Origin of the sequence: uncultured Roseibium sp. (assembly GCF_947494555.1) — a bacterium.
Classification (GTDB): Bacteria; Pseudomonadota; Alphaproteobacteria; order Rhizobiales; family Stappiaceae; genus Roseibium.
Genome location: NZ_CANLVF010000005.1, coordinates 140,542 through 161,883, shown reverse-complemented (window position 1 = coordinate 161,883; position 21,342 = coordinate 140,542). Strand labels below are relative to the sequence as shown.

The window sequence follows — 21,342 nt, the reverse complement described above, 5'->3', positions numbered from 1 at the left end:
GGAGATGGATGCGACCGTGACAGCGGATGCCGGCGGACTTTCCGCCGAGGACGTCACCGTAACCTACCGGAACGGTCACACGGCGCTGTGGAACGCCAGCTTTGCCATTCCGCGCGGAACGGTTACGGCACTTGTAGGCGTCAACGGTGCAGGAAAATCGACGCTTTTCAAGGCGATCATGGGTTTTGTTCCCGCCGCACACGGTAATATCCGGATCCTGGATCGTCCCGTGAAGGAAGCACTCCGCGACAACCTCGTGTCCTACGTTCCGCAGTCGGAAGAGGTCGATTGGTCGTTTCCGGTCCTTGTCGAGGACGTCGTCATGATGGGCCGCTACGGCCACATGGGTTTTCTGCGCAGGCCGAAACCCGCTGACCACGAGGCGGTGGGTCTCGCACTTGAACGTGTCAACATGCAGGATTTTCGCCATCGGCAGATCGGCGAATTGTCGGGCGGCCAACGCAAGCGCGTTTTTCTCGCTCGCGCCCTCGCACAGGATGGACAGGTTATTCTGCTCGACGAACCCTTCACCGGTGTTGACGTCAAGACGGAAGAGCAGATCGTCTCGCTGCTCAGGGAACTTCGGGACGAAGGCAGAGTAATGCTGGTGTCCACCCACAATCTCGGTTCAGTGCCCGAGTTTTGCGACCGCACTGTTCTGGTGAAGGGAACGGTCCTTGCCTATGGCCCCACGCAAACGATCTTCACGCGTGAGAATCTGGAGCAGGCATTCGGCGGTGTTCTGCGCCACTTCACCATTTCCGACGAAACCCTGCACACGGATGGAGACCAACGCAAGGTAACGATCCTGACAGACGATGAGCGCCCCTTCGTGCAGTATGGTGACAAGGTACAGACCACCGAGGGCGGCCAGTAATGGATCTGCTGCTGGAACCGTTTTCCTACAACTACATGGTCAACGCCATGTGGGTTTCGGCACTGGTCGGCGGCGTTTGCGCCTTTCTGTCGGCCTATCTGATGCTGAAAGGCTGGTCTCTCATCGGCGACGCCCTGTCCCACTCGGTCGTTCCAGGTGTTGCCGGCGCATACATTCTTGGCCTCCCGTTTTCTCTCGGTGCCTTCCTTGCCGGAGGCTTGGCAGCTGGTGCGATGCTGTTTTTGTCGGAACGGTCCGGTTTAAAGGCCGATGTCATAATCGGCCTGATCTTTACCTCTTTCTTCGGGCTTGGACTTTTCATTGTATCGGTCAATCCGATGTCGGTCTCAATCCAGACCATCACCATGGGCAACATTCTGGCGATCACGCCCGAGGACACGCTGCAGCTGGCTATCATCGGTTTCGTCTCGCTGGCGGTTTTGCTCGCGAAGTGGAAAGACCTGATGGTGACGTTCTTTGACGAGAACCATGCGCGCTCCATCGGTCTGAACCCAGGGCTTCTGAAGGCCGTCTTCTTCGTGCTTCTGTCCGCGTCGGTCGTTGCCGCGATGCAGACCGTGGGTGCATTTCTGGTCATCGCCATGGTGGTGACGCCCGGTGCAACGGCCTATCTTCTGTGCGACCGTTTCCCGCGCCTGATCGCACTTTCCGTCGCTATCGGAGCGCTGACGAGCTTCACGGGAGCCTATGTCAGCTATTTCCTTGATGGTGCGACGGGGGGCATCATCGTCACGCTCCAGACGCTCATCTTTCTGGCTGTCTTTCTGTTTGCGCCCAAGCATGGCCTGCTGGCTGCACGGCGCAAGGCCGCTGCTGCCTTGCGTAAGGGCGGGCGTGATGCAGCTGCGGCAAAGAGCGGAGAGGCTGTCTGATGGACCTTGAGACGCTTTTGCTGCCCTTCAGGTTTCCGTTCATGCAGAACGCCTTTCTGATCTGCATCATCGTGTCGGTACCCACGGCGCTTTTGTCCTGTTTTCTGGTGATGAAAGGCTGGGCGTTGATGGGCGATGCGGTCAGCCACGCGATCCTTCCCGGGATCGTGGTTGCGTATATTCTCGGTATTCCGCTCCTGATCGGCGCTTTCGCAGCCGGAATGATCTGCGCACTGGCGACGGGTTATCTCGCCGGCAACAGCCGGGTAAAGCAGGACACGGTCATGGGAGTGGTGTTTTCCGGCATGTTCGGTCTCGGCATCGTGCTCTACGTGGCGATCGAGACAAATGCCCATCTGGACCACATCCTTTTCGGCAACATGCTCGGCGTCGGCTCGCAGGATTTGCTGACGGCCGGCATTATCGCGCTGATCGTCGGTTCAGGCCTGGTCCTGAAATGGAAAGACCTGGTTCTGCAAAGTTTCGATGCCGCACAGGCCAAGGCCTCGGGTCTTCCGGTCAATATGCTCCACTGCGGACTTCTGGCCGCGCTGTCGCTGACCATTGTTGCAACTCTGTCGGCGGCCGGCCTCATCCTGGCAATCGGTTTACTTATCGCCCCCGGGGCGATCGCTTTTCTGCTTGTGCGTACGTTCGGCACAATGCTCTGGGTGTCGGTGATCGTGTGCATGGCTTCCATGCTCGCTGGAACTTATGCCAGTTTCTTCCTCGACAGCGCCCCGGCTCCCACGATCATCCTGATCCTGACGGGTGTTTTTCTCGCGGCATTCGCAAGGCGTCTTGCGGTAACCCGCAGAACGTCCTTGAACCGCGTTTCGGACAGTCACGGGGAAGCTGTCTGACCAGGCCACAGGTTCGTGAGGTTCTTGTGGCCCCAAATGAGAAACAGCAGCGTGGCGATCAAGCTTCTACCGTGCCGTCCTGGCCCGGGCTCACTTCAAAGTAGAAATATCCCGCTGTCGTGAATTGCCTTCAAACACCTGACCGTCAAACCGGCGGTGGCAGCGGCGGGAGCCCGGAAACCACCGATTGGCTGGATTCTGTGAGACGCCCATGGCAATGCGAGCGCTCGAATTAATCAGCTAGTTCTATCTCATGGAAACATATAGCGAATTCAGCACAGGCTTTGCGCGGAGATTGAATTTCGCATGACCGGTTTCGTGCAACAATTTCCCTGACGTTTAGAAACTTGAAAAGACTATCTGCTATCGGTCAGTCAGAAAACGCGATGCTCTCAAAGAGAGTGTCGTTGCAAGAGATGAAGACGGGATGGGAGGCTGGTTTTGGGACGACAGGCAATCAGCAGGGCTTTTGAGGCCGCACCGCAAGCTGTAGAGACCGATCTTCTGAGCGTCATCGTGCCGTCGGTCAAGGAAGCATCCGTCACCCGGACAACCGGGAAGATCGTGTCGAAACACGCGGCGTCCTTTGAGGTCCTCTCCACCGGCAGTTCGATTATCGCATCAAGAGCTGTGTCTTGTCTCGTCGCGCCGGAAGTTGGCGACATCGTCGTGCTTATGGAAACCGGCGAGGGAGCCTTCATAACGGATGTGCTGCGCCGGGAGGCGGAGGCCGATGGAAATCTGAAGATAGATCTTTCCCGTACTGACGGTTCACCACAACAAGCTGTTTTGTCGGCGGGCAGCCTCAAACTGGAGGCAGACGAGCGCCTGGATGCATCCGCTGGCGAGATCGCGTTCCGGTTCAAGAACCTGCTGATGAGCGGTGATCAGGTCGCGATGGTTGGCCGGAAACTCGTGACTTCGATGAAAGAGATCATGACGCAGGCGGGTAAACTCCTCGCGACTTACGACATGACGTCAACGCGTGCGCAGCATCGTATCGACAGTGTTACGGAGACAGACCAGCTGAAAGCGGGGTCGATCCAAACACAGGCAGAAACGGTCGCAATCAGCCAGGCGGGATCGGCGATTGTTGTCGCAAAGGAAGACGTGCGCATGGATGGCAAGCGGATCACCATGGGTTAGCGCCATGCAGTTGTTGAATTTTACCTTGTATGCCTGCCTTCTGTCTCCCGGGTCCCTGCGATGCGCGTGATAAAGCCCCAGCGTCTTGGCCTCCTGACCAAAACCATGCCTCATGAAGGGGCGGGTCTGTTTGTTGTCTCCACGTTCTCGATGTTCGATCTTCTGAACCCGGATGACATCCTGGCGGAGACCGCAATGTGGCCCCTTGTTGCCAAGGAATTGCCGGAAGGGGCGGTCTTCGACGCTTCATATCCCAAACCGCGTGGCGAGTTTTTGATTGCCGGCAAAGCCATGTCCGGGGAAGCGGTTCGCGCCCTGCATGTTGCCGTCTCAGTGGGAGATTTGGGCCGGTATCTTTCCGTCTTTGGCGATCGTTATTGGGAAACAGGGCCTGAGGGTCCGACATTCTCCGAGCCGGTACCCTTCACGGAGATGCCGTTGACACCCGGACGTGCCTTTGGCGGTGACGGATTTGCGCCAAATCCTGCCGGGCAGGGTGCGCACGCGCTGGAGTTGGGCGGGGCGATACCGCATCTGCCCTTGCCGAATGTGGAAATCGCGGGCTCGGAGATTGTCTCGATTGCCGATCGACCGGCTCCCGCCCTTGTCGGCCCGATCGCATTGGATGACCCGGCGCGCATCGCACTGGCGGGAACCTATGACAAGGGCTGGGTTGAGCATCGGATGCCGGATTGGCCGACTGATTTCAATCCGCAATTTTTCATGGCGGCGCCGGCGGGTCAGCAGGCCAAGTCCTATTTTACGGGCGATGAACCGATACGCGTTGTCGGCATGTCGGCGCGCCATCCCGACATTCAGTCACATCTGCCGGGTCTGCGCGCGCGCACTTTTGTCCGCAGCGCCTCTTCGCAGGCCGGTCTGAGTGAAGTTAGGATGCATACCGACACTGTCTGGATCTTCGGATCTGAACTCAAAGGTGTGGTCGTTCACCGCGGCGTTATACCCGTCAACGATCGCGATGGCCGGGATATCACCGATGTTATGATCGGGTATGAGCGGATCCGCCACGAACCAAAGCCGGCCGATCATTATCGGGAAGTGTTCAGACTGCGGACCGAACCTGACGAAGCGCACAAGTATCTTTTGGCCGATGGTCAGTTGTCGCCATCCGAAACCCCGGAAGAGATCGAGCGCCGCGAGCAGGACCGCCGCGAAGCAGCGGAAGCCCGGCAAACGAAATGGACAGAGAGCCGTCAGTGGCGCCTTGAGCGTCTCTTCAGCGAACAAGGTCTTCCAACAACGCTCGTACCTGCGATTGAAGAGCCTGAGATCAAGCCGCTTGCGCTGCCCAGCAAGGATGACATTGAGCGTGGCGACGTGGACATTGCGCGGCTTATGTCGGACGTGGAGGACCTGCGCCGCGAAGCCGAGCTCAAGTCGGACATGGCAAATGCCGAAATCTTCGGCCTGGTAAAACAGATCGGTGTCACGCCGCCGAATGTCCCGCCGGCAAGCCTCGACGAGATGGAAGCCCTGGGCCACGGCGCCAGCACGGAAAAGGGCTACCTGCCTTCGTTCGAAAAGCTCCTCCCGCAACAAACGCTCGACCAGATACTGCAGGACTTTGAGAACGCACCGAAGTCGGCGCTGGAAGCGCCTCCAGAACCCGACCCGGCGCTTGTGTTCGAAAAAGCCAAGGCACGGTTCCTGAAAGAACCTTCCGGCGGACTGTTATCGTCGGCGAAAAACCTGATGGACACAGTTCCTGCGAGTCCGTTTTCTGAGGCGCACGAGGGACAGCTTGCAAGCGCGTCTGTCGTAAATACCGATGAGCCGGTGAAATCCGAAAATGCGGCGCTTGATGACTTTCTGGCACGTGCCTTCCCGGCTGCCGTGAATAGCGACGAAGGGTCTCCCATAGACACCCTGACTGCCGCAATCACAGGCAACAGTTCTTCCAGTCCCGCCGCCGGTGAGGTCATCGGCTCCGCGCAAGGCCAGTTGAACGTGGCCGAGAATGGACTGGAAGGTGCCCTTGCGACCGCCCGCAGGACCGCTGTAGAAGCGATTGCACCGCTGGAACCGGTTGGTTCCGAAGCAGCGGGCCTCCTGGGTTCATTTGTGAGGTCGTTTCTGGAAGAAGGTGGTTCAATTGCGGGCCGGGATCTTGCAGGTGCGCAGATCGCGGGTCTGGGCCTGAATGACGCGGATCTCACGGGCGGTTTTCTGGAGCGCTGCGACCTTACCGGATCGCCGATGCGCCGAGCGATCTGCAAACAGGCGGTGTTCACGGGGGCGTATCTCGCCGGAGTTGATTGCACAAAAGCCGATTTTTCGGGAGCGAACCTGAGCGGTGTCCATGCCGCAAAGGCTGCTTTCGAGCACGCCTTGCTCAAGGACATGACTGTCTTCAAGGCGGACTTTTCGGAATGTGATTTTGCAGGCGCTACCTTTGAGAACTGTACCTTTGTCGATTGCAGTTTTTCAAACACGCGCTTTGCCGGATCCATATTGAAAGACTGTTCGTTTCTGCAGTCCGACTTGAACGCGGTCAGGTTCGACAATGCAAACCTGGAAAAGACCAGTTTCCTGTCCTGTACGCTCGATCGCTCCAACTGGTCGGGAGCTGCTTTGACGAAAGTCTCGTTCGCGGAAGTCAGTTTCAAGAGCGCGGCGGTTGAAAAAGCGCACCTAGAAGAATGCGGTTGGTTCGGGGGAACCGACATGCATGGAACGAATTTCTCACACGCACGTGCGTTTAAGTGTGGGTTTCAAGACGCGGTTTTGCGTGAAACCGCCTTCGTCGGCGCCATCTTTGAAGAATGCAATCTTGCCGGCACTGATCTTGAGCTTGCGGATATGCGCCTTTCATCCTGGCGTGGCAGTCTTTTCGCCTTTTCCAGAATCCGGCGCGCGGATTTGTTCGGTGCTAACCTGCGCAATGCCAGTCTGCACGCAGCTGATCTGACGCAAAGCAGCCTGCGCGCTGCGAATTTCCACCAGACGGATTTGTCCGAGGCCGTTCTTGCCTTCGCCGATCTCACGCGCTCGAACCTGCATTTCACCAATATGGAGGCGCGGCCATGATCACGCTCGACGACCTCTCCGACTTCGTCCGGCATGAGGCACCCGTTATCGACGCAGACTTTGCCGGCTGCGATCTTTCGGGCATGAATCTCGCTGGAGCAGTGTTCCTGCGCACCGACTTTTCCGGGGCGAACCTGACCAGTACTGACATATCCCGCTGCGTCTTTACCGAATGCAATCTTGAAGGCGCACACTTCGATGGCCTCAAGAGCGATCAGGCCGTTTTCTTCAAATCACGGTTGGCTCGGGCAGAAATGGTTGGGTGCTGGTTTGAAAAGACATCCTTCGTCGAAACGTCCATGGAGGGTGCCAGCCTGGGTGGCGCCAACATCGTCGGTAGCCAGTTCATCAACGTCGTCCTTGACGGGGCGGACATTAGCGGTGCGGCCCTGTTGGACAGCGCCATGGTTGATTGCACCGCCGGAACCGTTGTTCTGTCCGATGCGCTCATCGAAGGAACTGTGCTGGTGGGAGCCGATCTGTCGGATGCCGAGTTCGACGATGTCATTCTGCAGTCGGCAATGTTCATCAACTGCGATCTGAGCGCGCTGGATTTTTCCGATACGCCGGTCATGAAGTGCGGCTTCATCGAGAGCGACCTGTCAGGCTGTCTTTTCGAACGTGCCGATCTGTCCGGCAGCATCCTGGCCGGGAGCCGCCTGCAGGGCGTTTCCTTTGCCGAGGCAATTGCGGAAATGACCATTTTCAACGGAGCGGACTTGCAGCATGCCGTTTTTGCCGGGGCGCGGCTCGACATGGCTAATTTCAACGGCAGCGATCTGCGCATGGCAGATTTGTCCGAAAGCTCGTGTTCGAAAGCCCAGTTCGACAAGGCAGACTGCCGTGGCACCGTTTTTTCGGGCGGCAATCTGAGCCTGTCGAATTTTTCGAACTGCAACCTGGATGGCGCCGACATGTCGAGAACCAGGCTGGATATGGCTGATTTTCATAATGCCAGTGTGATCTCCGCCTTGACGGCAGGAGCACATGGTTCGATCCGCAGGACCGATGATGAACGATTGATCCGGGAAATCTACGATCCGCGCACCGTCGCGCTGGCTGACTGAAGGAGACGCGCATGTTCGCAAATACCAGCCTCGGAGCCATGAGCCTTGGCATCGTTGATGTCTGCAACATCACGACCCCTGCCGGACCGGTGCCAACGCCCTTTGTCAATATAGCGACATCGACCACCGCGGTACCGAATGTATTCAACATCTTCATTACCGCGTCACCCGTCCACAACCTCCTGACGTCCAGCACGATCACAAGCGGAGACGAGGCAGGCACGGCGCTCGGCGTGGCTTCCGGAACCATCATCGGACCCAGCCGTCATCTGCTTGGATCGTTCAAGACGTTTTTCAGCACCGCACCGGCGACTCGGCTTCTGGATACCACCATGCAGAACTCAACCAATTCGGTAGGAACGACCCTGACACCGAGCCAATGCAAAGTGTTGGTGCTGAGTTAGTCGAGCCAACCCCGAAACCTCAAAGGAGACCGGCATGTCAGGCAGCGAGACCGTCGACGACGCAGACTATGTCGTTTCGCAGAGCGACACGGCTGACGAATTGAACGCGACCGTTCTGATCCCGGATGCCAGCAGCGCATCGGCAGACGCGTCGTCTCTGACCAAGGACACGAGCAGTTTCCTGCGGATTGGCCAATATAACGCCACCGAGGAAGGCGACCGGTCACCATCAAATATGACCAGTGCGTCCCGGGGTGTCCTGATACAAACCACAGGCGGCCTGTTCTTCACCGTCAACGAGGATGCCTATCACGAGTACAAGTCCAATCTCGACATTCATATCGCTGGCAATGTCACCAGTGCCGTTGACGGAAACAGCACGACGACGATTTCCGGGACGAACGATGTCAACACCACAGGGCTAAGCCGGCAAACGGGTGAAAGCATAACGATATCAACCGGAAGCTATACGGACATCCAGCCGAACGCGACCAAGGATATCCGGCTGAAGTCCGACAACAAGGTTGATATCGAAAGCGACGAAGGTGTGAAACTCGCGGTTGGCAGCAGCCACTACGCCAAGATTTCCAGCGAAGGTTTGTGGGAGACGAATTTCGCGGATGCGATTGACGTGACCACGGGAACAACGCACAGCCGTTTTGGCGGATGGACGACGGAGGAATATTACGGCGGGTCTTTTGAATTCAAGATCGCAGGGACGATTTCTCTCGCCTTTTCGATCAGCATCGACATAAGCCTGCTGCTCGACATTTCGGTCTCCAATATCAGTATGGAAGTCAGCGCCATAACCATGGGCTACACCCGGATCGACATTGAAGTTTCCTACCTCAACATGAACATGACGGATATCGAGGTTTCGAGAGCTCTTGCGGAGGTGAAGACAAGAGATGCGCTCGAAATAACGGATGCAAGCGCGGTCCTGTCTAAAACAGCGGTCAAGCTCGCAACCGGATTGCAGATCATGTCCTGACAATGGCTCGAAACAGAAGCATCCAAAATGAACCTGACAACTCCGGAAAAATGCGATGCAGCTGAAAAACTGATCGAAAAAGGCAGGTTTGAAGATGCCGAGTTTCTGGTCGATCAGATTCTGGAAAGCCATCCGCTCGAGGTGAGGGCACTGGTTTCCAAGGCTGCGTTAAACATGAAAGCGGGTCGGCTTCCCGATGCAAAGCGCTGCCTGCAGAGCGCCTACGACAAGAACCCCGGTGCCCCGCTGGTTCTTGCCAACATGGCCAACCTCGCTTTGCTGGAAAACCGTGTGCCCGACGCAATCACACATTTGCTGGATGCCAATGTGCTGCAGCCGGATTTCTTCCCCGCGGTGCTTCTGCTCGCACAGATCCATCAACAGGCCGGCGATACGCGCCAGGCGGCAAAGTGGCTTGCGGAGGCATCAAGGCTCAAACCCGGCAACCCGGATGTCCTGGTTGCAGGCGCCGCGTTCGAATTGGCGCGGGAGCGGATCAGCGAGGCAACCGCGCTGTTTGACAAGGCGCTTACAATCGACCCCGATCATGTACGTGCACTCTCGGGCCTGGCCCAGGTTAGCGCCCTCGCGGGAAATTTCGAAGATGCTGGTGATCTGGCAAAAAAGGCTCACCTCCTTGCGCCGCAGGATCCCGACGCGGCGGTTGTTCTGGCGCGAATCTATCAAAGTGCCGGCGCGCTTGCCGATGCACAAAAGCTGATCGAACGTTTCAGGAGCCGTTTTGCCGACTACGCACCGGTTGTTTTGCAGTCTGCTGAAATTGGAATTGCCCGCGGCCAGGTTGCCGAGGCGCTGGCCGGCTGCGCGGCGTGGCTGCGCAAGGCGCCATCGGATGCGAACCGGATTGTCGGTTTCCTCAAAATCCTGAAAAGGGCTGGTGCCTGGCAACAGATCGATCAGATGTGCCGAACACTGCCGGAAGATGCCGGCGCGCGCGGGGTGATCCACAGTCTGCATGAAGAAGCTCTGCACGCGCTTGGGCGTTCTGAAGAAGCCTGGGTATCTTGGTGCGAGCGCAGAGAACTTTCATCCGAGCGCCCGAAAACCCCGCTGCATGTGAGGCTACCCGGTCGCACGCCGCTGTTGGACGAACTCGTCCTGATGCGATTTGCAAATGCCTGGGCGGACGTGGGGCCGGTTACGAGATCCGGCCCGTCGCTGATAGACGGCGTCTGGAGAAAACTGACAGCGTCCTCAAGGATTGATTTCGTAACTGAGGAACCGCAGCGCGGCGAAAAACTGGACGACGGGTTCCTGGCTGATCTCGCGGCGCGAACCTGTCTTCATGCTCCCGACATGGCAGGTTTCAAACCCTACATTGCTGCTGATCCCGGCCGACAGAACGAATGGCGACAGGCGTTGCCGCAAGGTGAAAAACCGCTTGTCGGTGTTTTCTGGGAAGGGACGACTCCCGGGTTTCAGATCGATCATCTGATGCAGGTTTTTGCCGGCAAGCCAATTGTTCCCGTCAGTCTTCAGTTCGATGAAGCCCGGCACCAACTCCGCATCTGGCCGGAGGCGATTGACGCGGGTGTCGCGCTCGATGGACTGGAAGATCTTGTCAACGTGGTTAACTGCCTGGATCTCGTCGTCGGCCCGGATGGTATTCCACTTCATGTTGCCGGTGCGCTGGGCCGCAAAGGCGTTGCAGTTCTGCCGGAAAATCATGAATGGTATTGGGCGGGCACTGGCGCTGAGAGCATCTGGTATCCGTCTGTGAAGCGGGTCGTCGGCCCGATCGATCCGACCTGGAAAGATGCAATTTGTGCACTTTCATCGGAAATCGACACGCATTTGTCATGAAATCCGGCGCCGAATATTGTAAATAAACAGTTAAGCCATGAGTGGCACGACGGGCGTCGAGTTTCAATTGACGAGGACAAAGTGGCCCAGATCACGCTCAAAATCATGACGTATTTCGAGGCTCTTATCAGACTTGGGAGCGTCTCCGAAGCCGCGCGGCATCTTTCCGTCTCAGAACCGGCAATGATGAAGAAGGTTGAAGAGTTCCAGCGTGGCGCCGAGGTGCCCCTCTACAATCGAAATGGTGACACGTTCGACGCGACATCGGCTGGTCTGGAGATCGCCGAACGCATGCGCAAGGTTTTGCAGCAGACCCACGAAATTGAATTATTCGCGTCAAGGGCCGGGCCGGCGCTGACAGGAAATTTCCGTCTGGGGGTGATCCCGACGATTGGCCCTTATCTTCTGCCGGCCCTGTTGCCGCGATTGCAGTCGGCATATCCTCAGTTGAACCTGGAGATACGGGAAACACGCACAAAGGCTTTGCTTGAAGAGCTGTCCGTCGGCGCAGTCGACGCATTGCTGCTTGCCCTTCCGGTCGATGTGCCCGATGTGTCCGTGGTACCGCTATTTGAAGATCCTTTGGTCCTGGCGCGCCGGCGGGGGACCACCGACACCGCACCAATGGTGACGTTTGGCTCCGATGAGATCGAGCCAAACGGTCTCGACCCGCGCGCGGTCGATCCGGGAGGCCTGATTCTGCTCGAAGACGGCCATTGTCTGCGCGAACACACGCTGTTGCACTGTGGTGTCAGCCAGAACGTACAGCTGCCCGCGCTTGGAACGACCAGCTTGGCGACCGTCATTCAGCTTGTATCCAACGGTCTTGGAGAAACTCTGCTTCCGCAAATGGCGCTGAAGGTGGAAAGCCGCAATCCCGACCTTGAAATCGTACAGTTCAAGGACCCGGTGCCATCGCGCAAGATCGGGCTTGTCTATCGCACGGGAACGGTGCGCGAAAAGGATATCGAAGCGCTTGCGAAGGCCATTCAGGACGCACGCCTATCCGATATTGGCAGTCAGGCCGCCGAATAGCTGTTCGGCTGCTTCGGACGCGTTGTACCTTGGCACTCAACTGCTTAATGCATCAAGCGAAAAATTAGAACACGAGTAGGCTGGCGTCGGCCAAGCGCATGTGATGGTTTGAAACCACTGCCATCTTGAGCCGCTAAGCTGTGCCGCGGGTCGGGCGGTTGTTGTTGATGTTGAAGATCATGCCGTCGAGCAACTCTTCGAGGTCGGGCCGTGCTGCAGGTCCGTTTGAAATATCAACCAGCATCAGCGTGCCGTCAGGGCGGATGCCGAACGCCCCGGGTTCTGCAAAGCGGTCCGACGTTTCAGCTTCGGACAGTGGATCCGACACGTATAGCCCGAGCGCGCGCGCCTGATCTTCGGTCAGCCCGTAACACAAATCAAAGGCCCAACCGAATTCCGCCTGATCTGCCTTGGCTTTCTCCTCGGTATCTGTAGATACGACCACCACATCCATGACGGCGGTCCAATCCGGCAGCGCGGCATCCAGCTTGTTCAAAAACCGCTTGCAGCGCGGGCAATGCTTGCCGCGATAAACGAACAGCATCGTCCACCGGTCCTTCGGCGCACCGATTTGTACGGAGCCGCCTCCGAGTTTCGGCAGGTTGAGGGAGGGCACCGGAGCGTTGACATTGGGCTTGGGCGAGGTCACGGGAAATCCTGTCAAATGTGAGTTGCGGGCAGGAAGACCTGAATACCCGCCATTGCCTGTACCTTCAAGTTCTTGTCGGGATTGATTTGGGCAGCAGATCCGGGTCGGCGACTTACAACGTTTCCGGGCTTCGCGTCTTGCCGGTAATCGCCTTCACCCGGCTCAAGCGTTCGTCAGGGCCTGCTTTCAGCGCATTGCGGAAGATGCCATATTTCCTTACCGCCGATGCATCGTGCGTTCTCTGTTTGGCAAAATGAAGTGGCTATTGATCGTTGCAGATCAAGACTTGGGATACGTGCGGATTATGCGTTGCATGAAACCAATAAACTGCTCACGCTCTTCAGATGACAGATCGACCAGGGCCATATCATTGACACTTGCCGCAGCTGTGTAGGCTTCCTCACGGATCGAACGTGCTTTCTCTGTCAGATATACGATCTTGGCCCGCCCGTCCGTCGGATGGTCTTTGCGCACGACGAGTCCGTCTCGCTCCATTCTATTGAGGGTATTCGCCATTGTTGCTTGTTCTATATCGAGCTTTTCAACGAGTTCCTTTTGCGTTTGACCATCCTGCTGCCAGAGTGCAAGCAGTGCAGGGAACTGCCCAGGCACAATTCCCAATGGCTCAATCCGCTTGCGCAAACCTTCAAAAAACAGGCGGGCGACGTGATGGATGAGATATCCAGCTGAAGTGTTCCGTTCAAAACTCATAGGGCTTTTGTAGAATTACATAGCATGGAATGCAATGAATTCTAACGAGCTGTTGGCACATTTGTTTTCACACAATGGTAGCGCCGTACATTACCGCTCCTCCAAACTTGAATCCATGTTTAGTGTCATCAGGAGCTTGGACGCCAAAGAAATCAACTGACGTTGCTCCGCGCCTGTTAATCCCGCCAATAGTGCCTCATTTTGCGTGGAAGCCTCGTTCAAAGCCGGATCCCGCAACGCTAAACCCAGTTCGGTCAGATAAACCTGACGTTCACGCGCATCTTTGGGTCCCTTTTTTCGGATGACGAGGCCATCGCGTTCCATCCTGTTCAGCGTATTGGCCATGGTTGCCTGCTCAATTCCAACGAGATCGACCAACTGCTTTTGCGTTATGCCGTCATTTTCCCACAGATGGATCATGACGGGAAACACTCCCGTTGAAAGGCCAAGTGGCTTAATGCGCTGCTGCAGCGCGTTTGAGAACAAGCGCGCGAGGTGATTGAGGAGATATCCGATGGAAGTTTCGCGCGAAAAATTCATGTGACACCTTTTTGCATTGCAGGCTATGCAAAATTAACATAGTCTGCTATCCATAAATTGGCAATGCTTTGGTTCGCGGTCATGTGCCAAGCAAAAGCATAGCGCGCTATATTCTTTTTTGCGAAAGGAAACCGAGATGAAATCGCTCAGGATTGCCTGCACTTTGACGTTGGTTCTTTGTACTTACACTGGGCTGTCGCTTGCAGAAGAAGTCACACCGGGTCGCCAGTTGGCCGAGGACATCTTCGGTTCGATTGAAGACAATCCCAATGGCATGGTTGACATAGGTGAGTTCGTCAATTTTGGCCGCCTCATTTTCGAATCCATGGACCATGACGAGAGCGGATTTATCGACTTCCCAGAATTCACAGAATGGGATTTCGGCTTCAATTTCATTGCTGAAGACAGCGGCCAGAAACAAGCTTACGAGGCTGCTCAGAAAATTCTCTTTGCCGTTTGGGATCGTGACGGTGACGGCAAGCTACGCCGTCAGGAGTACCACAAGGCAATGGTCTGGGACTTTACCCGTGCTGACGCCAACGACGATGCATTCCTTACCCGTGACGAGTTCTTGCATGGCTATCTCGTAAACGTTGCCTATCGCGCAGCAATCACCGGTCTTTGAGCAAAGTCAGGGAACCTGAAAATGTCGTTTAAGCCTGGGATTTTAGCCATAGGCGCGATTATCGCTGTGTTCATCGTTTCGCACATTGTTTTCGCGCCCGAAGACCATGATATGCGCACGACGATAACCACTATGCTGGGAGGCATCGCCTTTCTCCTGATGACAAGCTCGGTTGTATTGTCCACACGACTGAGCGTCCTTGAAGACATGTTTGGCGGCCTGGACAGAATGTATCAGGTCCACCGGGTAGCGGGGGTTTCTACGGCTGTTTTTGCCCTTGGACATTTCTTCGGTGTGCCCAAAGATTTACCCACTGGTGTTGATCCGTCCCTGCACCCTTTGGTGCCTTCCGCGCCTCTTGGCATGTTCGCCTTGATTGTTCTGGTGCTGGGTCTCTTCATCGCCTTGAATCGCAAGATCAGATATTCGCTCTGGCGTCCGACCCATCGCAGCATGGTGTTGGTCTATTTGCTGGTGGTCGGACACTTCATGACCGCACCGACCATCTTCTTTCAGAAATTCAGCGCCTCCGGCACTGTTTTGATGATCGCCGGCGCAATGGGTGTGATTTCCGCTTTTTATTCTGTTTTTGGCATGAACCGCCGGACGGCACAGAATTTTACGATCGAATCTGTCAACGCTTTGGAGCGTGCGACCGAAGTTGTTTTGAAACCCGTCGATAAGGTCTTTGACTTCAAGCCCGGACAATTTGCGTTCGTGGAGATCGAGGGGAAGGATTGGAACGAACCCCATCCATTTACGATTTCCAGCTCTCCTGGCGAAGACCGGCTGCGCTTTACGATGAAGGTCCTTGGCGATTGGACGCGAAAGGTGCGCGAAAAGTTGAAACCGGGCGGCAAGGTGCAGGTGCGCGGTCCCTATGGACGATTTGACTATACCAAGGCCGGAGACAAGCAAATCTGGCTTGCGGGAGGGATCGGCATCACCCCCTTCCTTTCAAAGCTCCGTGCCATGAAGGAAGACGATCAGCGCCATATCCATCTCGTTTATGCGGTCAGGGAGGAGAACGAAGCGCTGTTTCTGGGCGAACTCATCAGAATTTGCGCCAAATTGCAGGGTGTCACAATTCATCCGCTTTACTCCGATCGGGGAGAATTCGCACGTGTGAAAATCATGAAAGAAAAGCTGCCGGACGCCCTCGGCACCTATGACTATTTCATGTGCGGTCCCAAGCCGATGATAGATGCGCTGCGCCGCGACCTGAAAAAGGAAGGCGTAGCTCTCAACAGAATCCACACCGAAGCGTTTGAGTTTCGCTAACGCGCGCTGTGGCAGCGGATGACAGGTTCTAACCAAATCTAAGAAGGAGACACGCCATGAGTGCCCACAATCCGGTCATACTCATCAATCCCTTTGTTGCTCCAAAAGACAGACTTGAGGAAGCAATAAGGGCATGGGAAGCCGGACGCGACTTCCTCAGACAGCAGCCGGGATACATTTCAACAAAGCTGCATCAGTCGCATTCGCCTGATGCGCAATATCTGCTGATCAATGTTGCAGAATGGGAGACTTCCGAGGCCTTCAAAGCCGCGACGGCGGCAATGAAGGAATATGCCGTCTTTCCTGAGGTTGAGGGGGTGGTTCCCGCTCCCGCTCTTTATTCTGTAATACGGACTTAGGTTCGTTGACCGTCACTGTAGTCTCTGGCCGTGTCTACCGTCCCCGAGGCCCCTCACAAAGGTTTATGAGGTTCTGCAGGTGGACGCGTTCTCTTTAACTTGGACATATTCACCAAGCAGAATTCAGGGGTAGATGAGGGAGAAAACGTGGGGTCATTCGTCAAAATGCATAGCGCGCTATGCAAGTAAGCAGTCATGAACTGACGCTAGTTCGAAAGGAAAACATCATGAAAAACCTCGCCACTTTCGCGACCGCTTTAGCACTGGCTCTTGGATCCGCTACAGCGCAGGCTCAGGACGCGAGTGAGAATGTTGTGCTGATCAACGCCTTTACGGTACCGGTCGAGTCGCTAGACGAAGCAATCGCCATGTGGGACATCGCGAGAGACTTCCTGGATGACCAGCCCGGCTATGTCTCAACTAAATTGCATCGATCACTTTCGACTGACGCAACATATCTTTTGATTAACGTCGCTCAGTGGGAAACGGCCGAGCAATACAAGGCTGCGACAACAAAGATGCGAGATTCCAAAATCCTGCCTCGCATCGAAGGCGTTATCCCAAACCCCAACCTTTATGAGGTGATCAGGGACTAGCCAACCGTTGTATTGCGTCCTCGCCGGCAACGCGGAACTGGAACCTTCAGGCGTTGCCGGTATTCTCTTCGATCTTGGAGGCTTCCGCCTCGGCTACTGGATTTTCGCGTGTCGTGTGAAACTGTTGCTTTCCTCATCTGTCTTCGGTTTGCTCATGTTTCACCTTGCTTTCCGCGCGTCCCTTTCAAAGGATGACACCCTCAAAAACAGACTGTGCGTTATATCACCCGCACTCTCCGAGATAGGTAGAAACTCCTCTCTGGCGCATGCTGGATCCATTGCCGTAGACACAAGTGCTGGCCGGTTTTTCTGAAGGATTCCGGTCTCCTGTGTGGTCAAAAGCGGCTGTTGATTCGTTGGGAGGAACGGATGAAAAAGCATCTTCTGGCCGCTGTCTCCGCGGCCGCATTCCTGTCGACCGGCGCTGCATTTGCGTCGGACGGGCCCCTGAAAGTGGGTGTACTGGCAACGCTTGAAGGTACCTATACGGTCCTTGGCGAAGATGGCGTGCGCGGTCTGAAAACCGCGATGGCCGTCAAGGGCGAACAAGCCGGCGGGCGTGATATCGAATTGATTATTCAATCAACGGATGCGTCTCCGGACAGTGCTGTTCGAGGCGCTCGCAAGCTGGTGGAGCAAGACAAGGTTGATATTGTCATCGGCCCGCTGTCTGGATCCGAAGGCATCGCAATTCGCGACTATTCCAAGACACAGCCGCAAGTCACTTTCCTGAACGGGATCTCCGGCGCGCAAGAGACAACTTACGTCACACCGTCCGATAACTTCTTTCGTTTCAACACGGACGGCGCTCAGTGGTCCGCGGGCCTTGGGGACTATGTTTTCAACGAAAAGGGTTGGAAATCCGTCGCAACGATCGGTGAGGACTATTCCTTTATCTATACGCAGGTCTTCGGTTTTGCGCTTGAATTTTGCCAGGCTGGCGGCGAAATCACCGAACGCTTCTGGGTTCCTCTCGGCACCAAGGATTTCGGCTCGATCATTGCCTCGCTTCCGGACGACGTTGACGCGATCTATCTCGGCCTGGGTGGCGGTGATGCCGTCAACTTCCTCAACCAGTATCAGCAGGCCGGTGGCGATGCCAACCTGATCGGCGGTTCGATCATGGTTGACGGCACGGTTCTCAACTCCAAGGGTGACGCGAAAAACGCGCTCATCGGCACACCTTCTGCCGGTCCGCAGGCAGATACCTGGGACGATGCCAACTGGAAGGCCTATGTGAAGGCTTATCAGGACGCGTTCCCGCCGGATCAGCGGTTCCCGAGCCCGTCGCTTCTCGCGACCGGATACTACAACGCGACCTCAGCGGCGATGACTTGCCTTGACGAAGTCGGCGGTGACTTGTCCGACGGTCACGCCAAGTTCCGCGCATGCCTTTCCAACCTCGAACTGGACGCACCGAACGGCAAGATAACGCTTGATGGCAACCGCCAGGCGATTGGTGCCAATTTCGTGTCCGAAGTGGCAGAGCAGGAAGACGGTACGCTCGTAACCAAGCTCGTCGCGATCAAGGACAATGTTCCGCAAACGCTGGGCATCGATCCGGAAGTGTTTGCAAAGATCGGCCTCCCAAGCCGCGAAACGCCTGAGTGCAAGGCGTCTTACTGACCGCAAAGTGCCGGGCGGCCTAGCCGCCGCCCGGTTCCCGTTCCAGGCCGCAGGCTGTCACAGCTTCTTCTTGAGATCTGGCGATGACTTTGATCACATACGTCACGCGAGTGCACTTTGCCGATGGCGTTTTGGAAGAAGCGCTATGGTCGGAAGTGGAAGTCAATCGCAAGACCCGGCCGCTCATCGTAACGGATGAGACGCACCTCAACAGCGAACTTTACGAGCGATTGCTTGCTGGACTGCCCGTCCGTACGTCTATTGAGGTCATCAGCGATATTCCCGAAATACCCAACGAGCAAGCCGCGCGCCGAGTTGCCGAGACATTTGAGTCTACCAGTCGCGATCTGCTGATTGCCTTTGGCCGCAATACGGCAATCGATCTGGCGAAAATCTCGCGCATTTCGATTGCGCATGAAGCGCCGCTTGAGACCTTTTCCTATGCCACCGGCGGTTCTCGCAGGATCGGGGACAGTTTGCCGGATCTTTACGCGGTTCCCAGTATTCAGGGGTTCGGGTCCGCAGTGAGTGCGCATGCGCCTGTCGTTCTGATGGACGGTGAACGCACCCGGCTGATGTGCAAGAAACTGGTGCCGACGGTTACAATCTGCGACCCGACGCTGACCTTGGGGGCGAGCCCCATTGAAAGTGCAAGTGCAGGCGCGGATGCTCTTGGCCGGTGTGTCGAAGCCTATCTGTCGCCCGGCTATAATCCGCCGGCTGACGGGATCGCGCTCGACGGGCTTGGCCGGGTTCTCGCCAATCTTCATTCTGTGCTGGAAAATGACAGCGTAACCGCCCGCCGGGAAATGATGGCCGCAAGTCTGAACGGCGCGCTGGCGCTTCAAAAGGGGCTTGGAACCATTCACGCCATCGGGTGTGCTCTGGAAACCGTCGTGAAACGGCGTCTCGATCCCGGCGCCCTGAGCCGCCTGTTGCTTCCTGCCGTCCTGCAGTTCAATGCGGATGCTGCGCGCGACAAGTTCACGACCTTGCAAAATCTCTTCAGTCCGGGGGGAGACGGTACGCCCGCGAGCAGCGTCACGGAATTTCTTCAGGCGCTACCGCTTCCCGGAAGCCTTGCGGAAATGGGTATCGGCGAAGAAGAGCTCCGGATCGCGGCAGATCTGGCCGCATCCGATCTTGCGGCTGTACGCAGTCCGCGCGCGCTCAGCAGTTCCAGCCTCTTTTCAATCATGAAATCCGTCCATCTGGAAAACCGGGTCGCCTGATGAAACCTTTGCTGATCAACGGGGAATGGGTGACGTCGGCGAGTGCGGCGGAAAACCGGAACCCTTCGGACACCGCTGAAGTCATCGACCTTTATGCCCATGCCGGTGTTCCTGAAACACAGGCCGCAATTGAAGCGGCGGTTACCGCGGCGCCCAGGTGGGCTGAGACCACACCCCAGGAACGGTTTGAGATCCTGAACAGGACCGCGGATGAATTGGCCGCCCGCAAGCAGGAAATCGGCACGTTGCTGTCGCGCGAAGAGGGGAAAACGCTTCGCGAAGGGATTCTGGAAACGGACCGTGCCGCGAACATTTTCCGTTTCTTTGCCGGCGAATGCGTCCGCCAGACGGGCGATCTGGTCCGTTCAGTGCGTCCGGGAATAGATGTTGAGGTGACACGGGAACCTCTGGGCGTTGTCGGCATTATCACACCTTGGAATTTCCCGATCGCTATCCCCTCGTGGAAAATTGCGCCGGCGCTTTGCCATGGCAACGCCGTGGTGTTCAAGCCGGCTGAACTGGTGCCAGGTTGCGCGTGGGTTCTGGCGGACATTCTCAAAAGGGCAGGCCTGCCGGATGGCGTCCTGAACCTGGTGACCGGGAAAGGGTCGATTGTTGGCCAGACGCTGCTCGACGCGCCGCAAATAGACGGCATTACATTCACCGGGTCTCAGGGTGTCGGACACAGAGTGGCGGAAGCGTGTCTCAAGCATCTTCGCAAGGTCCAGCTCGAAATGGGTGGCAAAAATCCCCTTGTGGTGCTCGACGATGCGGATCTCGACCAGGCCGTCGAAGTCGCAGTTGATGGAGCGTATTTCGCGACCGGTCAACGTTGCACGGCGTCTTCGCGCCTGATTGTGACCGAGGGTATTTTCGGCCGATTTGTGGAAAGGCTGGTTGAACGTTGCAAGGCGCTAAGCGTCGGTCACGCTCTTGCGGAGGGAACGGATATCGGGCCGGTCGCAAGCGCGGACCAGCTTCAAACGGATCTGAAATACATCGATATCGGCCGCTCGCAGGGGGGAAACCTGCGTTGCGGTGGCGAGCTGCTGCGTCGTGAGACGGAGGGTTATTTCCTGCAGCCCGCGCTCTTCACCGACACCACCAACGATATGCGCATCAACACCGAAGAGGTCTTCGGGCCAGTTGCAGCCGTGATCAGGGTGAAGAATTACGAACAAGCTCTTTGGACTGCCAACGAGACGGAGTTCGGACTGTGCTCCGGCGTATGCACGACCAGCCTCAAACACGCGGCGCATTTTCGCAAGAACGCAAAGGCCGGCATGGTCATGGTCAACCTGCCCACCGCAGGCGTCGACTACCACGTTCCGTTCGGCGGCAGGAAGGGCTCAAGCTATGGGCCGAGAGAACAGGGCCGCTATGCAAGCGAGTTTTTCAGTACAGTTAAAACTGGATACGTACGCGCCTGACTACTGCATTGCAGCATGAATATCAGTCTGATTTCGTAACTCTAAGTCTCTTTGTGAGGCGCTTTGTCTTGCAAATAAGCAATTTTACGAGGTTTAATTCAGGAAACAAAAAATAAAACTGCCGCGATAATCCTCGGGAGGAGGG

Annotated in this window: 20 protein-coding genes; 17 read left to right on the top strand and 3 right to left on the bottom strand. The window is 56.5% G+C overall.

Translation table 11 applies throughout. From position 1 onward, the window contains the following. The first annotated feature begins 4 nt into the window (after positions 1-4). The 10 genes from Q0915_RS23180 to Q0915_RS23135 all read left to right on the top strand — a co-directional run bounded on the left by Q0915_RS23180 (position 5) and on the right by Q0915_RS23135 (position 12,148). A complete protein-coding gene (locus tag Q0915_RS23180) occupies positions 5-877 on the top strand; it encodes a manganese/iron ABC transporter ATP-binding protein (protein WP_299480585.1) in 873 nt (290 codons plus the stop codon). After that, the gene (locus Q0915_RS23175; RefSeq protein WP_299479561.1) at positions 877-1,770 is read left to right on the top strand and encodes a metal ABC transporter permease; all 894 of its coding nucleotides are present in this window, start codon (positions 877-879) and stop codon (positions 1,768-1,770) included. The genes Q0915_RS23180 and Q0915_RS23175 overlap by 1 nt, the downstream gene beginning before the upstream one ends. Beyond that, positions 1,770-2,633: a metal ABC transporter permease gene (locus tag Q0915_RS23170; protein WP_299479558.1), complete on the top strand. Its 864-nt coding sequence runs from the start codon at positions 1,770-1,772 to the stop codon at positions 2,631-2,633. The genes Q0915_RS23175 and Q0915_RS23170 overlap by 1 nt, the downstream gene beginning before the upstream one ends. A gap of 441 nt (positions 2,634-3,074) precedes the next feature. Further along, positions 3,075-3,779 carry a DUF3540 domain-containing protein gene (locus Q0915_RS23165; protein WP_299479555.1) on the top strand — a complete coding sequence of 235 codons (705 nt, stop codon included), beginning with the start codon at positions 3,075-3,077 and terminating at the stop codon, positions 3,777-3,779. 60 nt (positions 3,780-3,839) lie between these two features. Next, positions 3,840-6,827, top strand: a complete 2,988-nt coding sequence (locus Q0915_RS23160) for a DUF2169 domain-containing protein (protein ID WP_299479552.1) — start codon at positions 3,840-3,842, stop codon at positions 6,825-6,827. After that, the gene (locus Q0915_RS23155) at positions 6,824-7,894 is read left to right on the top strand and encodes a pentapeptide repeat-containing protein (protein ID WP_299479549.1); all 1,071 of its coding nucleotides are present in this window, start codon (positions 6,824-6,826) and stop codon (positions 7,892-7,894) included. Before Q0915_RS23160 ends, Q0915_RS23155 begins: the two co-directional genes overlap by 4 nt. Before the next feature lie 11 nt (positions 7,895-7,905). Then, the gene (locus tag Q0915_RS23150; RefSeq protein ID WP_299479546.1) at positions 7,906-8,298 is read left to right on the top strand and encodes a DUF4150 domain-containing protein; all 393 of its coding nucleotides are present in this window, start codon (positions 7,906-7,908) and stop codon (positions 8,296-8,298) included. Positions 8,299-8,332: 34 nt separating this feature from the next. After that, on the top strand, positions 8,333-9,289 hold the full coding sequence (locus tag Q0915_RS23145; RefSeq protein WP_299479543.1) for a hypothetical protein: 957 nt from the start codon (positions 8,333-8,335) through the stop codon (positions 9,287-9,289). A gap of 27 nt (positions 9,290-9,316) precedes the next feature. Beyond that, a complete protein-coding gene (locus tag Q0915_RS23140) occupies positions 9,317-11,113 on the top strand; it encodes a tetratricopeptide repeat protein (protein WP_299479540.1) in 1,797 nt (598 codons plus the stop codon). 81 nt (positions 11,114-11,194) lie between these two features. Beyond that, positions 11,195-12,148 (top strand): hydrogen peroxide-inducible genes activator, encoded by a 954-nt coding sequence (locus Q0915_RS23135; RefSeq protein WP_299479537.1) that lies wholly within the window; start codon positions 11,195-11,197, stop codon positions 12,146-12,148. A gap of 133 nt (positions 12,149-12,281) precedes the next feature. Here the strand turns inward: Q0915_RS23135 and Q0915_RS23130 are convergent, their stop codons facing one another. The 3 genes from Q0915_RS23130 to Q0915_RS23120 form a co-directional block, all read right to left on the bottom strand. Then, positions 12,282-12,797 carry a redoxin domain-containing protein gene (locus Q0915_RS23130; RefSeq protein ID WP_299479534.1) on the bottom strand — a complete coding sequence of 172 codons (516 nt, stop codon included), beginning with the start codon at positions 12,795-12,797 and terminating at the stop codon, positions 12,282-12,284. A 279-nt stretch (positions 12,798-13,076) separates the two neighbouring features. Further along, complete coding sequence (locus tag Q0915_RS23125; RefSeq protein ID WP_299479531.1) at positions 13,077-13,508, bottom strand: MarR family transcriptional regulator; 432 nt, start codon at positions 13,506-13,508, stop codon at positions 13,077-13,079. A gap of 90 nt (positions 13,509-13,598) precedes the next feature. Further along, on the bottom strand, positions 13,599-14,048 hold the full coding sequence (locus tag Q0915_RS23120) for a MarR family transcriptional regulator (protein WP_299479528.1): 450 nt from the start codon (positions 14,046-14,048) through the stop codon (positions 13,599-13,601). 136 nt (positions 14,049-14,184) lie between these two features. Here Q0915_RS23120 and Q0915_RS23115 point away from each other — a divergent pair, with 136 nt between their 5' ends. The 7 genes from Q0915_RS23115 to Q0915_RS23085 all read left to right on the top strand — a co-directional run bounded on the left by Q0915_RS23115 (position 14,185) and on the right by Q0915_RS23085 (position 21,197). Continuing rightward, positions 14,185-14,673, top strand: coding sequence for a hypothetical protein (locus Q0915_RS23115; protein ID WP_299479525.1), 489 nt, complete (start codon positions 14,185-14,187; stop codon positions 14,671-14,673). 21 nt (positions 14,674-14,694) lie between these two features. Further along, on the top strand, positions 14,695-15,954 hold the full coding sequence (locus tag Q0915_RS23110) for a ferric reductase-like transmembrane domain-containing protein (RefSeq protein WP_299479522.1): 1,260 nt from the start codon (positions 14,695-14,697) through the stop codon (positions 15,952-15,954). Between the two features lie 56 nt (positions 15,955-16,010). Beyond that, entirely contained in the window at positions 16,011-16,313 is a 303-nt protein-coding gene (locus Q0915_RS23105) for an antibiotic biosynthesis monooxygenase family protein (protein ID WP_299479519.1), read from the top strand. Between the two features lie 227 nt (positions 16,314-16,540). Further along, a complete protein-coding gene (locus tag Q0915_RS23100; protein WP_299479516.1) occupies positions 16,541-16,909 on the top strand; it encodes an antibiotic biosynthesis monooxygenase family protein in 369 nt (122 codons plus the stop codon). Between the two features lie 369 nt (positions 16,910-17,278). Then, complete coding sequence (locus Q0915_RS23095; protein ID WP_299479513.1) at positions 17,279-18,535, top strand: ABC transporter substrate-binding protein; 1,257 nt, start codon at positions 17,279-17,281, stop codon at positions 18,533-18,535. Positions 18,536-18,618: 83 nt separating this feature from the next. Further along, the gene (locus Q0915_RS23090; protein WP_299479510.1) at positions 18,619-19,767 is read left to right on the top strand and encodes an iron-containing alcohol dehydrogenase; all 1,149 of its coding nucleotides are present in this window, start codon (positions 18,619-18,621) and stop codon (positions 19,765-19,767) included. Next, positions 19,767-21,197: an aldehyde dehydrogenase family protein gene (locus Q0915_RS23085; RefSeq protein WP_299479507.1), complete on the top strand. Its 1,431-nt coding sequence runs from the start codon at positions 19,767-19,769 to the stop codon at positions 21,195-21,197. The genes Q0915_RS23090 and Q0915_RS23085 overlap by 1 nt, the downstream gene beginning before the upstream one ends. The last annotated feature ends 145 nt before the right edge of the window (positions 21,198-21,342 follow it).

Bases quoted from the DNA above. Each gene is read 5' to 3' on its own strand.
- Q0915_RS23180 (WP_299480585.1), top strand. From the start codon at position 5: ATGGATGCGACCGTGACAGCGGATGCCGGCGGACTTTCCGCCGAGGAC.
- Q0915_RS23175 (WP_299479561.1), top strand. From the start codon at position 877: ATGGATCTGCTGCTGGAACCGTTTTCCTACAACTACATGGTCAACGCC.
- Q0915_RS23170 (WP_299479558.1), top strand. From the start codon at position 1,770: ATGGACCTTGAGACGCTTTTGCTGCCCTTCAGGTTTCCGTTCATGCAG.
- Q0915_RS23160 (WP_299479552.1), top strand. From the start codon at position 3,840: ATGCGCGTGATAAAGCCCCAGCGTCTTGGCCTCCTGACCAAAACCATG.
- Q0915_RS23155 (WP_299479549.1), top strand. From the start codon at position 6,824: ATGATCACGCTCGACGACCTCTCCGACTTCGTCCGGCATGAGGCACCC.
- Q0915_RS23150 (WP_299479546.1), top strand. From the start codon at position 7,906: ATGTTCGCAAATACCAGCCTCGGAGCCATGAGCCTTGGCATCGTTGAT.
- Q0915_RS23145 (WP_299479543.1), top strand. From the start codon at position 8,333: ATGTCAGGCAGCGAGACCGTCGACGACGCAGACTATGTCGTTTCGCAG.
- Q0915_RS23140 (WP_299479540.1), top strand. From the start codon at position 9,317: ATGAACCTGACAACTCCGGAAAAATGCGATGCAGCTGAAAAACTGATC.
- Q0915_RS23125 (WP_299479531.1), bottom strand. From the start codon at position 13,508: ATGAGTTTTGAACGGAACACTTCAGCTGGATATCTCATCCATCACGTC.
- Q0915_RS23120 (WP_299479528.1), bottom strand. From the start codon at position 14,048: ATGAATTTTTCGCGCGAAACTTCCATCGGATATCTCCTCAATCACCTC.
- Q0915_RS23115 (WP_299479525.1), top strand. From the start codon at position 14,185: ATGAAATCGCTCAGGATTGCCTGCACTTTGACGTTGGTTCTTTGTACT.
- Q0915_RS23110 (WP_299479522.1), top strand. From the start codon at position 14,695: ATGTCGTTTAAGCCTGGGATTTTAGCCATAGGCGCGATTATCGCTGTG.
- Q0915_RS23105 (WP_299479519.1), top strand. From the start codon at position 16,011: ATGAGTGCCCACAATCCGGTCATACTCATCAATCCCTTTGTTGCTCCA.
- Q0915_RS23100 (WP_299479516.1), top strand. From the start codon at position 16,541: ATGAAAAACCTCGCCACTTTCGCGACCGCTTTAGCACTGGCTCTTGGA.
- Q0915_RS23095 (WP_299479513.1), top strand. From the start codon at position 17,279: ATGAAAAAGCATCTTCTGGCCGCTGTCTCCGCGGCCGCATTCCTGTCG.
- Q0915_RS23090 (WP_299479510.1), top strand. From the start codon at position 18,619: ATGACTTTGATCACATACGTCACGCGAGTGCACTTTGCCGATGGCGTT.
- Q0915_RS23085 (WP_299479507.1), top strand. From the start codon at position 19,767: ATGAAACCTTTGCTGATCAACGGGGAATGGGTGACGTCGGCGAGTGCG.